Below are 13631 nucleotides of genomic sequence, written 5' to 3' on the forward strand. Positions count from 1 at the left end.
CACCCCGTGGGGTGGGCTTTCTCGCCCCGGTCAGGGGTGCAAGACTCTTATTATACTTAGGGGCCGGGGGGGGGCGGGGGGGGGGGCGGCGGGGGGGGGGGGCCCCCCCGCCCCCGCGCCGGTTGCGGCGGGTGCGGCTCAGGCGGTGCCTGTCAGCTGTAGACGCCGAACTCGTGGAGCGAGTAACCCCAGCCGGTTCCCCGCGCGGTGAGCTGGAGCTTCACGTAACGGGCGGTCGTGGCGGCTTGGATGGTGTCGATGTCCCCGTTGCCCGTGGTGGTGGTGTGGACGGTCCGCCAGGCGTTTCCGTCGTCGGACACCTGCACCTCGTAGGACCTGGCGTAGGCGGGGTCCCAGACGAGCTGGAGCGTGCGGATCGGCTTGGCGGAGCCGAGGTCCACCTGGATCCACTGGGGGTCGCTCCAGTCGCTGGCCCAGCGGGTGCCGGTGTTGCCGTCGGTGGCGTTGGAGGCGGGGCAGGGGCAGTCGCCGTAGGAGGCCTGGGACGAGGAGGCGGTGGTGGGCCGGCCCTGGGCGAGGTTCGTTCCGTTCACGGGCGGGGCGACGACCTTGACGGATTTCGTCTCGATTCCGGCGTTGCCGCGGCCGTCCTCGGCCTGGATGTAGACCTTCCAGACCCCGAGCTTCTCGGGAGCGGTGACGGCGAAGGTGCCGTTACCCAGGGAGCGGTACCGCGCGTCGACGAGACGCTTGTCGCCGTTGGCGTAGTTTCCGCTGAGGTAGATCTTGGGTGTGATCGGGTCGCCTTCGGGGTCACGGATGTCGGCGCGGACCGTGAACTCGCCCCCCGCCGGGGCCGCGGAGGCCGGGCTGACGGTCATGTTGGTGATGACGGGCGGGGTGTTGGCGCCCGCGGAGCCGGTGTACGCCTTCTTGACGGCGTAGTAGGAGAGCCGCTTCAGGCCGTCGGGCAGGAGGTTGAACCAGACGCCGCCGAAGTCGTGTTCGAGGCCGTAGTGGAAGAGGGTGGCGCCGAGGGCGACGCCCTGGTGGCCGGTGACGCAGCCCCAGGCCTTGGTGTAGCCGTCGGCCTTCTGGACGTCGGTGGGCTCGTCCGGGATGCCGTTGACGTCGTTCGGGACCTCCCACTCGCCGGCGGGGCCGCCCTCGGTGATGACGTACGGCTTGGTGTAGCCGCCGTCGATCCAGTCCTGGCGCACCTTGCAGAGGTTGGCGTAGGAGTTCATCGAGTACAGGTCGAGGTCGGGGGCGTTGCGCTTGTAGTACGGCCAGGCACCGGTCCACGCGTCCGTGGAGGTCACGGGGTGGTCGGGGTCGATGGAGTGGATCTTCTTGGCGACATCGTTGACGAAGGTCGTGTACGCGTTGCGCTGGGCCTCCAGCTCGGCGCCGCCGTAGCAGTTCTGCAGGCCGAGGACGGACTCGTTGCCGACGTTCCACATGAGCGTCGCCGGGTGGGACTTGTAGGTGTCGACCCACGTGGCGAACTCGGTGAGCATGGTGTTCTTGTACGTCGTGTCGGTGACGTAGTTGACGCACCCGCCGGCGCCGGGACCGCCGCCGGGCTGGAGCCAGAAGCCGTTGATGACCTTGAGCCCCTGGGCGGCCGCGGCGTCGAGCAGGGGTTTGCTGGAGGCGTCGGTTCCCCAGGTCCGCACGGTGTTGACGCCCATGGACTTCAGGTCCGGCATGTAGCGGGGAGCGTCGGCCATCGCCGGGCCCCAGGTGAGGCCCTTGACCGTGTACGGCTGTCCCCCGACGGTCAGTTGCCAGTTCCCCTGGGATCCGGTCACCTTGACCGCGCCGCCCGGCGGTGGGGTGGTTCCGCCGTCGGAGCCGTAGACCTGGAACTCCCACAGGGAGTAGCCGTAGCCGCCGGAGCGGGCGAGGCCCTGCATGCGCACGTACCGGCCCGAGCCGGAGACGGCGAGGTCGTCCGTGCCGCCGTCGCCACCCGTCACCGTCTTCAGGGTGCGCCAGTCGGTGCCGTTGTCGGACGCCTGGATCTCGTAGTTCCTGCCGTAGGCGCCCTCCCAGGTCAGGACGGTGCGGCTGAGGTCCTTGCGCGCGCCGAGGTCGACCTGGATCCACTGGGAGTCCGTCCACTGGCTCGCCCAGCGGGTACCGGTCAGGTTGCCGTCGACCGCGGCGGCCGCACCATAGGCGTCGCCCTCGGTCGACGAGGCGGTGGCCGTCTTGCCCTGGGAGAGAAGCGTCTCGGCGGCCTGTGCCTGCGGGGCCAGGCTCAGGGTGAGCGAGGACGCGAGAAGGGCGCCGAGCGTCACGAGGGACATTCCGTGGCGCCCACGGGAACGAGCGGGCGCGGAGGGGGGACTGGACACATGTGCTCCTGGCTGATTCATGACGCCGGGCACGGTGGACCGGGCCCGCGGGCCGGCTCGCGTGCGGCGCTCCGTGTGGAGGGGGATGCACGGTCTGATCGTGCGGGCCCTTCCGGGCCGGGCCGCGGGGACGTGATCACCCGGCCCGGAAGGGGATCGAGGCCCTCACCGTCGATGGGCGGTGAGGGCGAGGCGTCTCAGGGGAAGGAGACGACGGTCGACGGCACGGTGGAGGTGCCGGCCGGGATGGTGGAGGCCCCGGTGTCGTTGATGACGTGGTTGTAGTGGCCCATGCCGCCGAGGGACACCACCAGGAGGCTGTGGAACTTCACTCCCGGCTTGACCGGTGCCTTGAAGCCGTGGTCCTGGACGATGGTCGGGTCCACGTTGTAGTTGCAGTAGCTGCCGAGACCCCACGCCTCGTGGGTGTTCACCGAGTCGTCGACGCGGTAGGCGGCGTACCCCTTGGTGGAGCCGTTCTGGATGGCCGCCTGGTTGGGAGCGTCGTAGGCCTTCTCGTTCTGGTAGAAGATCGTGCGGCCGCGCTCGCCGTACCACTCCACGTCGTACTTGTTGAAGTGCTCGACGAAGAGGCCGGTGGCGAGCACGTCGTCGCCGTTGACCCGGACGCCGTAGTCGGCGCGGTTGGTCTCCCAGCCCCAGCCCTCGCCGTGGTCGGCACGCCAGACCCAGGTGTGGTCGACGATGGCGTCGTCACTGTTCACGACCATACTGGTGGTGGCCTTGCCGGCCCCCGCGCCGCCGATACGGATGTACACGTCCTGCACGGTGGTGGGGTTGGCGGCGTGGTCGGCGCCCGCGCCCTGCGGTCCGACCTCCAGCAGGGTCGGGGAGTTGACCGCTCCGGCGTCGATCAGGAAGCCGGCCAGCCGGACGCCGTCGACGTCGGCGACGCGCATCGCGGTCACGCCGTTGTCCGGGATGATCGTGGCGAGGCCGAGGCCGAGCACGATGGTGTTGGCGCGGTTCACGTTGATGGTCCGGTCGACGTGGTAGACGCCCGGGGTGAACAGCAGGTGGAGGCCCTGGGCCAGCGCCTGGTTGATGGTCGCGGCGGTGGCGCCCGGCTTGACCACGTAGAACTGGCTCAGCGGGATGGACTCGCCCTGCGGGGTGCCGTTGGCCCAGCTGGTGCCGCGGGCGTTCACGCGCTTGGCGGGCGCGAACACCTTGTACTCGTTGCCGTCCAGGTAGAGGTAGGGCTTCTCCCGGGAGATGGGGGTGGTCTCCAGCGTGGTGTATCGGGGCTCGGGGAAGGCGTTGGCCGGTGCGCCCTGGACGCCAGAGAAGGTCTGGTTCCAGACGCTGTTGGACCAGCCGCCGATGGCGCTGTCCCGGGTGTACCACTGCTGCTGGGAGTAGTTGCCGATCTGGCCGTCGACCTTCGAGTCGGCGATGTAGCCGCCGCTGGCCCAGCCGTAGCCGTTCGGGGCGAGGTTGAGCCCGCCCTTGACGTGCATGCGGCGGAAGGAGGACGCCTGCGAGACGGCCCACCGGTTGGTGCCGTTGACCGGGTTCAGGGTCAGACCCTCGGCGCCGCGCCAGAAGTTCTGCGTGGCGTTGCCGTTGAACCAGCCGGCGTCCACGGTCACGTCGCCGTTGATCGTGGTGTCGCCGGGGCGCAGTCCGAGGCCGGCTATCTGGGTGTAGAAGCCGATCTGCGCGTTCAGGCCGCTGTACGTCCCGGGCTTGAACAGGAAGGCGTGCCGCCCCGCTCCGAACTGGGCCGACTCCTGCTGCCGGAACACCTCGTCCAGCTTGCCCTGGATGCCCGGTGTGGACGGGTCGAAGACGTGGACGTTCGGGCCCAGGTCGCCACCGCCCGGCAGCTGCGGGCCGCCACCGCCGTCGCCGGGGGTGCCGTACACCTGGAACTCCCAGAGCGAGAAACCGTATCCGGTGGCCCGGGTCAGTCCGTTCATCCGGACGTACCGGCCGGAGCCGGAGAGGGAGACGTCGTCGGTGCCGCCGTCGCCGGCCGTGACGGTGGTCAGCGTCCGCCAGTCGGTGCCGTTGTCGGAGGCCTGGATCTGGTAGCTCTTGCCGTACGCGGCCTCCCAGGTGAGGACCGCGCGGTCGAGCGTGGCGCTCTGGCCGAGGTCGACCTGGATCCACTGGGAGTCCTGCCACTGGCTGGCCCAGCGGGTTCCGGTGAGGTTGCCGTCGACGGCGGCGCCGGCCGTGAAGGCGCCCCCCTCGCTCGACGAGGCGGTGGCGGTCTTGCCCTGCGAGAGCAGGGCGGGGGCCGCGTGTGCCGTGGTCGCCGGGGTGACGGCGAGCAGGGCGGCGGCCATGGACGAGACGAGTGCGCCGACGGTGGCCCGTCTGACGGATGAGGCGGGGCGCCGGAAGGCCGGCGGGGACCCGACGGATGGCATGGGGGCTCCTCGGTATACGGAACGGAAACGTGGGAGAGCGCTCTCCGAAACCATGCCCGCCCTGCGAGTGAGCGGTCAAGGAGTAGGACATGGCTTTTCTTTTGGCTTTCATTAAGTGTCGACAGCATGTTCCGGGGCCCCGTCCGGGTCGCGCGCCCGCCCCGTCCGCGGCCCCGTTAAGGTGCACGGGTGGGGAATCGAGGGCCGACTCTGGAGGACGTCGCACGTGAGGCGGGGGTGTCACGGGCGACGGTGTCGCGCGTCGTCAACGGCGTACGCAACGTGGCGCCCGAGATCCAGCAGGCCGTGCGCCACGCCATCGCACGCATCGGCTACGCGCCGAACCAGGCCGCCCGTTCCCTGGTGACGCGGCGCAGCGGCACCGTCGGTCTCGTCTTCTCCGCGACGGGGGAGGCGTTCGCCGCCCGGGTCTTCTCCGACCCCTTCTTCGGACGGGTGGTCGACGGCGTGCTGCCGGCGCTGCGCGAGAGCGGGATCCAGCCGGTGCTGCTGGTGGCCGAGTCGGAGCAGGCCAGGACCCAGCTGGTGGAGTACCTGCGACAGGGGGGCGCCGACGGGGCGCTGGTGGTGTCGCTCGACGAGGACGATCCGCTGCCGGCGATGCTGGTGGCCGCGGGCCTGCCGACGGTGCTCTTCGGCCGCCCGGACGGCGCCGTGCCCTGCGGCTACGTCGACTGCGACAACGAGGCGGGCGCCCGGCTGGCCGCCGAGCACCTCTGGGCGACGGGCCGGCGGCGGCCGGCCACGATCGCGGCGCCCGTGACCGCTCCGACGGCCCGCGCCCGCCTCGACGGGTTCCGGCAGGCGCTCGCGGCCCGTGGGGTGACGTCCGTACCCGTCGTGCGGGGGCGGTTCACGGTGGACTCCGGCAGGCAGGCGATGGCCCGGCTGCTGGAGGAGAACCCGGGGATCGACGCCGTGTTCGCCGCCAACGACCTGATGGCGCAGGGTGCCTGCCAGTACCTGCGCGAGCGGGGGGTGGCCGTCCCCGAGGACGTGGCCGTGGTGGGGTTCGACGACTCCCTGGCGGCGCGGAAGAGCCGGCCGGCGCTCACCACCGTGCGCCAGCCGGTGGAGCGGATGGCGGCCGCCATGGCCCGGCTCCTGGCCGCACAGCTCGACGGCGGCCGGCCTCTCCCCTCGCCGCTCCCGGCCGTGCGGGACGGCGGCCGGCCCGAACCTCCTTCGCAGGTGTTCGAGCCGGTGCTCGTGGTACGCGAGTCCGCGTGACCCGCGGCCCCCGCGGGGGCCGGTGCGTCAGCGGCTCCCCTCCCGGTGGGCCCGGATAATGTCGGCGTACCGGTGCCCGCTCGTCTTCACGGTCCGGCGCTGCGTGGCGTAGTCGACGTGGACGAGGCCGAAGCGCTTGTCGTAGCCGTACGCCCACTCGAAGTTGTCCAGGAGCGACCAGGCGTAGTAGCCGGCCAGCGGGGCTCCCTTGCGCACCGCGCGGGCGCAGGCGGCCAGGTGCCCCTCCAGGTAGCGGGTGCGGTCGGGGTCGTGGACCGCGCCGTCGGGGCCGACGGTGTCGGGGAAGGCCGAGCCGTTCTCGGTGACGTAGAGCCGGCGCACGCCGTACTCCTCGGTGAGGCGCAGCAGGAAGGACTCCAGCCCGTCGGCGTCGATCTGCCAGTCCATGCCGGTGCGGGGCACGTCGGGGAGGCGGACCTCGCGGGCGTACGGGACGGAGCCCGCCGGGTCGTCGGCGACGGTGACCGGGAAGTAGTAGTTGAGGCCGTGCCAGTCGAGCGGGGCGGCGATGGTCTCGGCGTCGCCGGGGCGTTCGGGCAGCTCGACTCCGTACAGCTCGCGCATGTCGGCGGGGAAGCCGCGGCCGTAGACGGGGTCCAGCCACCAGCGGTTGGTGTGCCCGTCCATGCGGAGGGCGGCGGCGATGTCCTCGGGCCGGGTGGACGCGGCCTCGACCGTGGAGTGGTTGGTGACCAGGCCGATCCGCGCGTCCGGCGCGGCCGCGCGTACGGCCTGGACGGCGAGGCCGTGGGAGAGCAGGAGGTGGTAGGAGGCGCGGACGGCGGCCGTCAGATCGGTGAGCCCGGGGGCCATCCGGCCCTCCAGGTGGCCGATCCAGCCCGAGCAGAGCGGCTCGTTGAGGGTGGCCCACTGGGTGACCCGGTCCCCCAGCCGTTCGGCGACGACGGTGGCGTAGGCGGCGAGGTGTTCGGCGGTCTCGCGCTCGGTCCAGCCGCCGCGGTCCTGGAGGGCCTGCGGCAGGTCCCAGTGGTAGAGGGTGACGGAGGGCGTGATGCCGGCGTCGAGGAGGCCGTCGACGAGCCGGTCGTAGAAGTCGAGCCCGGCCGCGTTGACGGGGCCGTCACCGCCGGGGACGACGCGCGGCCAGGCGACGGAGAGGCGGTACGCGTCGGTGCCGAGGCCCTTCATCAGGGCGACGTCCTCGGGCCAGCGGTGGTAGTGGTCGCAGGCGATGTCGCCGTGGTCGCCGTTGTCGATCGCTCCGGGCACGCGGCTGAAGGTGTCCCAGATGGAGGGAGCGCGGCCGTCCTCGTCGACGGCGCCCTCGATCTGGTACGCGGAGGTCGCCGTCCCCCAGGAGAAGTCCGGGGGGAACGCCTCCAGATCGAGCGGGCGGGAGTCGGTGGATTCGGACACAGGGAACCTCTTCGTGATCGATGTGGTGAAGGGCGTCACTTGACCGCACCCGCGGTGAGGCCGGTGACGAGATAGCGCTGGAGCAGGAGGAACCCGATGACGACGGGGAGGCTCACCACGAGGGAGGCGGCCATCACCTGGTTCCAGTAGACGTCGTTCTGCGTGGCGTAGCCCTGGAGGCCGACGGCGAGGGTGCGGGTGGTGTCGTTGGTCATGACGGAGGCGAAGAGGACCTCGCCCCAGGCGGTCATGAAGGCGTAGACGGCGACGGCGATGATTCCGGGGACCGCCGCCGGGACGATCACGCGGAACAGCGCGCTGATCGGTCCGCAGCCGTCGACCTTGGCCGCCTCGTCGAGTTCCCGGGGGATCGAGTCGAAGTAGCCGGTCAGCATCCAGATGGAGAACGGCAGCGAGAAGGTCAGATAGGTGAGGATCAGGCCTTCGCGCGAGCCGAAGAGGGCGATGCCGGTGGCGTTGCCGATGTTGACGTAGATGAGGAAGAGCGGCAGCAGGAAGAGGATGCCGGGGAACATCTGCGTCGAGAGGACCGTGACCGTGAAGACCCGCTTGCCGCGGAAGGTGTAGCGGCTGACGGCGTACGCGGCGAAGATCGCGACGGTGACCGAGAAGACGGTGGCCGCCCCCGCCACGATCAGGGAGTTCACGAAGTAGTCGGCGAGCGGGACGGTGTCCCAGATGTCGACGTACGGGCGGAGGGTGAGGCCGGAGGGGATCCACTCGAACTTGCCCGAGACGTCCTCCAGCGGCTTGAGGGAGCTGGAGATCATCACGTACACCGGCAGCAGGACGAAGCCGGTGAGCAGGGTGAGGAAGATCCGGCGGGTCCAGAGGAAGGAGCGGGGCGCCGCCATCGGGGAGCGGACGGACCTCGGGGGCCGGGCGGTCCGGTGCCCGCGTGCGTGCTCAGGCATCGGTGGCCTTCCTTCCCCGGGTGGTGAGCAGGAGGTAGACGCCCGTGACGACGAGGAGGAAGAGCAGGAGCAGCACGGACATGGCCGAGCCGGTGCCGAAGTTCCAGGTCTGGAAGGACGATTGGTAGATGTGGAGGGAGATCAGGTCGGCGGCCTCGGGAGCGGCCTTGCCGAAGAGCACGAACGGCGTGTTGAAGTCGTTGAACGTCCACAGGAACAGCACGAGGACGAGGACCTGGTTGACCGGTCGCAGGGACGGCAGGGTGATGTGGCGGATCTGCTTCCAGACGCCGGCGCCGTCGAGGGCGGCGGCCTCGTACATGTCACGGGGGATGTTCTGGAGTCCCGCCATGACGGTGAGGAAGGCGAAGGGCCAGCCCTTCCACACGGAGACGATGAGCAGGGCCCAGAAGCTGTTGTCACCGATGAGCCAGAAGGCGGGGCTGTCCCCGATGCCGAGCTGGTCGTGCAGGACGTGGTTGATGAGGCCGTTGTCGCGCTGGAACATGAACGCCCAGGTGATGACGGCCGCGTAGACGGGCAGGGCGTACGGGACGAGGAAGAGGGTCCGCAGGAGGCCCCGGCCGCGGAAGTTCTCCTGGAGGAAGACCGCCGCGGCCGTCCCCAGCAGCCAGCACAGGCCCACGGAGAGGACGGTGAACAGGCAGGTGGTGAGGAAGGAGCCGAGCAGGGCCTGGCCGACGGGTGCGTCGAAGTCGACCGAGACGGCGAAGTTGTCGAGCCCGGACCAGGGGGCCTCCGACCAGTTCCGGATGTAGAACTGGGTGAGCTCCTTGAAGCTCATGGTGATGCCCATGAGCATCGGCACGAGGTGGACGAGGAGTTCGAGGAGGAGGGCGGGCAGGAGCAGGAGGTACGGCAGTGCGGTGCGGCGGCGCCCGGAGCGGCGTGGTGCGGGTGCCTCTCCGGGTGCGGCCTCGCGCACCGCCGGCTCACTCTCGAGAGTGGCGGTGGTTCTGGTCATGGGAGGGGCTGCCTACTTCTTGGGCATCTGCTGCTGGGCCTTGTCGAGCTTGGCCCGGACGGACTCGGTGGTGACGGCCCGGCCGGCGGCGGCGTCGGCGAAGAGCTCCTTGACCGCGGTGCCGACGACGGTCTCGAACTGCGATTCCTCGGGGACCTGCGGCAGGGCGGCGGCGCTGGTGGCGAGGGTGTCGCGGATGACGGCGAGCGACGGGCCGGCGAACTCCGGGGCCTTCTGGGCGCTCTTGACCGGCGGGACGGAGCCGTAGGCCTTGTTGAGCATGGTCTGCTCTTCGTCGCTGGTCATGAACTTCACGAACTTCAGGGCGCCGTCGAGGTTCTTGGTGTTCTTGAAGACGGCCATGTTGATGCCGGCAACCATGGAGTTGGTCTGGGTGCCCTGCCCGGGCTTGCCGGACCGGACGGGGGCGGGGGCGACGCCCCACTCCTCCTCGGACATGCCCTGGGAGGCGAAGGTCTGCGACGGCGTCTGCCACAGGACCATGCCGGTCCGGTCCTTGGCGAAGTCGCTGAGCGACTGGTTCTGGGCGTACTCGGCGTTGCCCGGGGCGACGATCTTCTGGGTGGCCATCAGGTCGACGTACTGCTTCACGGCGGCGACGGCGCCGTCGGAGGTGAAGTCGGCCTTGCCGTCGGGGGTGAAGAACTCGGCACCGTGCTGCTTGCCGAACACGAAGACCTGGTGGATGTTGTTGGAGAGGTTGGAGCCCTCGACGCCTATGCCCCACTTGCCGTCCTTGCTGATCTTCTTGCCGGTGGCGATCAGCTCGTCCCAGGTCGTCGGCGGCTTCTCGATACCGGCGTCCTTGAACATCTTCTTGTTGTAGTAGAGCGCGTAGGCCATGGAGTAGAGCGGGACGGCGGCCGGGTCCTGGCCGGGGACGCCGGTGGAGCCGAGCGCGGAGTCGACGAAGCGGTCCTTGCCGCCGATGGCCTGGAAGTTCTTCGAGTCCCAGGGGAGCAGCGCGCCGGTGGACTGGAGGGAGGCGCTCCAGGTGTTGCCGATGTTGAGGACGTCGGGGCCCTGGCCGGAGGTGGTCGCGGTGAGGATGCGGTTGAGCAGGTCGGACCAGGGGATGACCTCCAGCTTGACCTTGATCCCGGTCTCCTTCTCGAACTGGTCGAGTTCGGGCTGGAGCACCTTCTTGTCGACCTCCAGGCTGGAGCCCTGGTTGGAGGCCCAGTAGGTCAGGGTCTTCGGCTGCGAGGCGTTGTCCCCTCCCCCGCCGCACGCGGTGGCGGTGAGGACGAGGGACAGGGTGACGGCACCGGTGACTGCGGCTCTGATTCTGCGCATGGCTCCTGGGCCCTTTCGGGGGTGACGGGAGGGCCGACACGGTGAGGGCGCCCGGGCCGCTCTCCGTCACATCGGCTTAATTTAGGATGTGAGTTAAACCCCATGAGAAGGTCGCGTCAAGGCCTGTCATGCGGGTATGTTGCACCGGACGACTGCAGAGACGGGGACCCAAGTGCACGCGAGAAGTGGCCGCACGGTGCGTGACCTGCGACGCGAGAACCGCACCGCGGTGCTGCGCAGGCTGTACTTCGACGGGCCGATGAGCCGCCTCGTGCTCGGCCCCGCGACCGGACTGAGCTCGGGCTCGGTCAGCAACGTCGTCGCCGAACTCGTCGCCGAGGGTCTGGTCGAGGAGGCCGGAAGCGTCGACTCGGCCGGCGGACGGCCCCGTACGCTCCTGCGCATCTCCCCCGCCAGCAGCTGCATGATCGGCGTGGACATCGGCGAGACCCGCGTCAGGATCGAACTCTTCGACCTCACCCTCACCGAGCTCGCGCGCGCCGAGCGGCCGCTGGCCAGCTCGGGGCCGCGCACGGCGCGCTACGACGTGGAGGTCATCGTCGGCCACCTGCGCGACGGCATCGCCGAGGTGCTGCGGATCGCGGACGTACCACCGGAGCGCCTGCTCGGCGTCGGCGTGGGCGTCCCCGGAATCGTCTCCCGCACCGGTGAGGACGGCTCGGTGGTGCACGGTCAGACCATCGGCTGGCACGCCGTCCCGCTGGAGCGACTGCTGCGTTCCGCCGTGGAACTGCCGGCGGGTGTGCCGTACTGGATCGACAACGGCGCCAAGACCCTCGGCCAGGCCGAGATGTGGTTCGGCGCCGGACGTGGCGCCCGCAGCGCGGTGGTCGTCCTCTTCGGCTCGGGCGTCGGCGCCTGCGTGGTCTCGGACCCGCTGGGGCCGGGACGGGCCCTGGAGTGGGGGCATCTGACCGTACGGGTCCGGGGGCGCCGCTGCCGCTGCGGCGCGCAGGGCTGCCTGGAGGCGTACGCGGGAGCGGAGGCGCTGCTGGAGCGCTGGCGCGAGGCGGGCGGGCAGCCGCCGGCCGACGCCGACGAGGAGACGGCCCTGACGGCGATGCTCGCCGCCGCCTACCCCCCCGACCCCGGCACGGAGCCCGACCTGACGGCGCTCGCCGTCCTGGAGGAGACCGCCGAATACCTCGGGGCGGGCTTCTCCGATCTGATCAACCTCTTCCAGCCGGAGCGCATCCTCGTCGGCGGCTGGGCCGGCCTCCAGCTCGGCGCGCGCTTCCTGGAGACCGTGACGGCGTACGCGCGGCAGTACGCGCTGCGCTACCCGGCCAGCCGGACCGGCATCGCCCTGGGCACCCTCGGCCCGGAGGCGGTCACCGTGGGAGCGGCCCTGCTGCCCCTGGCCGACTTCTTCGCCCGGGGCGGCCGCCGCCCGGAGACGGCGCCCATCACCCCCGCCCCCGCCTGGCAGGCCGCCCTCCAGGACCGCGTGACGACCTGATCCGTCGGTAGGGTCACCTCCCGGGTCTGCGCAGGCCACGACCGGGCCGTCCGCGCGAGACCCGGTGTCGTCGTGTTGCTCACGTGGGGTGTGAGGCGGGAGTCGACTGGGAAGTCAACGCCCGTCGCAAAGACGGAGGGTGTTTCTGTGGAGGGGGCTTTCTTGAGCGGGTCACGTGCTGGCGGCGCTTTCACCGCCGCGACCGTGTGTGTCATCGGTGCCGGCCTGTCGGGCCTGGCGACCGCCCGCGCGCTCGCGAACCGGGGCATCGACTTCGTCTGCCTGGAGAAGGCGCCGGACGTGGGCGGGCTCTGGCGACGGCCGGGGGCGGGCGAGCGCGGCCCGGCGTATCTGTCGCTGCACCTCAACAGCGCCAGACAGCTGACGGGTTACGCCGAGTTCCCGATGGCCGACGACCTCCCGCTCTATCCCCGGCACGACGACGTCGCCGCCTATCTGCGCTCCTTCGCCGAGTGGGCCGGTCTGCTGCCGCGGATCGAACTGCGCACCGAGGTGCTCTCGGCACGGCAGGACGCCGACGGGGCCTGGACGGTCGTCAGCCGGGACGCGGCGGCCGAGGTGACGGAACGCCGCTTCTCGCACGTGATCGTCGCCTCGGGCCACAACACCGAGCCCGCGCTGCCCGATCCGCTGCCGCCGGGCGCCGAGTCCTTCGAAGGAAGGATTCTGCACTCGATGGACTACCAGACAGGGAAGGACTTCGCCGGGCAGCGCGTGGTCGTCGTGGGCCTCGGGGCGTCGGCCGTCGACATCGCCGCGGACCTCTCCCGGCACGCCGCGCGGACCGTGCTGTCCGTCCGCCGTGGTCTGCACATCGTGCCCAAGCAGCTCTTCGGCATGTCCGTCGACCTGATCGCCGAAGCGCCCTGGTGGGCCGCGATGTCCCTCGCCGAACAGCGGCGCTTCGTCGAGCAGGCGCTCTTCGTGGCGCGCGGCCGGCTGTCGGACTACGGCCTGCCCGAGCCCGACCACCCCGTCTTCTCCTCGGCCGTCACGATCTCGGACGAGATCCTGAGCCGGATACGGCACGGCGCGGTGCTGCCGAAGCCCGCAATCGAGTCCCTGGCCGGCAGCGGGGTGTCCTTCACCGACGGGACCTCGGTCGAGGCCGACGCGATCGTCTACTGCACCGGCTTCCGCATGGCCTTCCCCTTCCTCCCCGACGGTTGCCCCTCGGACCCGCGGCGCGGGGCGGTCGAGCTGTACCGGCGCATGGTCGCCCCCGACCGTCCCGGGCTGCTCTTCGTCGGCCTGATCCGCCCGGTCGGGTCGATCACCCGGCTCGTGGAGGCCCAGGCACGGTGGGTGGCGCAGGTCGTCGCCGACGACATCGTCCTGCCGTCGACGGACGTCATGCGCGAGGAGATCCGCACGTACCTGAGCGGCGTCGAGGAGCGTTACGGACGGTCGGAGGGATCCTCCATCCAGGTGGACGTCGGTCCCTATCTGCGGGATCTGCGGGAGTTGCAGGACGCCTGACCGTCCGGTTCGCCCTCTCGTGGGAGCCGTCGACCGTCACCC

At 70.7% G+C, this 13631-nt stretch carries 9 protein-coding genes; 3 read left to right on the forward strand and 6 right to left on the reverse strand.

Translation table 11 applies throughout. From position 1 onward, the window contains the following. Nucleotides 1-152: 152 nt before the first annotated feature. Both ACZ6RC_RS22190 and ACZ6RC_RS22195 read right to left on the reverse strand, forming a co-directional pair. On the reverse strand, nt 153-2276 hold the full coding sequence (locus ACZ6RC_RS22190) for a discoidin domain-containing protein (RefSeq protein ID WP_469585897.1): 2124 nt from the start codon (nt 2274-2276) through the stop codon (nt 153-155). Between the two features lie 245 nt (nt 2277-2521). After that, complete coding sequence (locus ACZ6RC_RS22195) at nt 2522-4723, reverse strand: galactose-binding domain-containing protein (protein WP_469585900.1); 2202 nt, start codon at nt 4721-4723, stop codon at nt 2522-2524. A 189-nt stretch (nt 4724-4912) separates the two neighbouring features. Here ACZ6RC_RS22195 and ACZ6RC_RS22200 point away from each other — a divergent pair, with 189 nt between their 5' ends. Then, on the forward strand, nt 4913-5974 hold the full coding sequence (locus ACZ6RC_RS22200) for a LacI family DNA-binding transcriptional regulator (RefSeq protein WP_391133036.1): 1062 nt from the start codon (nt 4913-4915) through the stop codon (nt 5972-5974). 27 nt (nt 5975-6001) lie between these two features. Here the strand turns inward: ACZ6RC_RS22200 and ACZ6RC_RS22205 are convergent, their stop codons facing one another. From ACZ6RC_RS22205 to ACZ6RC_RS22220, 4 genes are read right to left on the reverse strand one after another with little or no spacing between them, the layout of a single operon-like run. Continuing rightward, entirely contained in the window at nt 6002-7372 is a 1371-nt protein-coding gene (locus tag ACZ6RC_RS22205; protein ID WP_391133039.1) for a GH1 family beta-glucosidase, read from the reverse strand. Between the two features lie 35 nt (nt 7373-7407). Further along, on the reverse strand, nt 7408-8247 hold the full coding sequence (locus tag ACZ6RC_RS22210) for a carbohydrate ABC transporter permease (RefSeq protein WP_391135831.1): 840 nt from the start codon (nt 8245-8247) through the stop codon (nt 7408-7410). A gap of 52 nt (nt 8248-8299) precedes the next feature. After that, nucleotides 8300-9292 carry a carbohydrate ABC transporter permease gene (locus tag ACZ6RC_RS22215; RefSeq protein ID WP_391133042.1) on the reverse strand — a complete coding sequence of 331 codons (993 nt, stop codon included), beginning with the start codon at nt 9290-9292 and terminating at the stop codon, nt 8300-8302. Between the two features lie 12 nt (nt 9293-9304). Next, nucleotides 9305-10609 (reverse strand): ABC transporter substrate-binding protein, encoded by a 1305-nt coding sequence (locus ACZ6RC_RS22220; protein ID WP_453617690.1) that lies wholly within the window; start codon nt 10607-10609, stop codon nt 9305-9307. A gap of 136 nt (nt 10610-10745) precedes the next feature. Here ACZ6RC_RS22220 and ACZ6RC_RS22225 point away from each other — a divergent pair, with 136 nt between their 5' ends. After that, a complete protein-coding gene (locus ACZ6RC_RS22225; RefSeq protein ID WP_453617691.1) occupies nt 10746-12089 on the forward strand; it encodes an ROK family transcriptional regulator in 1344 nt (447 codons plus the stop codon). Nucleotides 12090-12293: 204 nt separating this feature from the next. Then, the gene (locus ACZ6RC_RS22230; protein ID WP_469585907.1) at nt 12294-13589 is read left to right on the forward strand and encodes a flavin-containing monooxygenase; all 1296 of its coding nucleotides are present in this window, start codon (nt 12294-12296) and stop codon (nt 13587-13589) included. Nucleotides 13590-13631 lie beyond the last annotated feature (42 nt).

The organism is Streptomyces sp. NPDC048353, assembly GCF_055587165.1.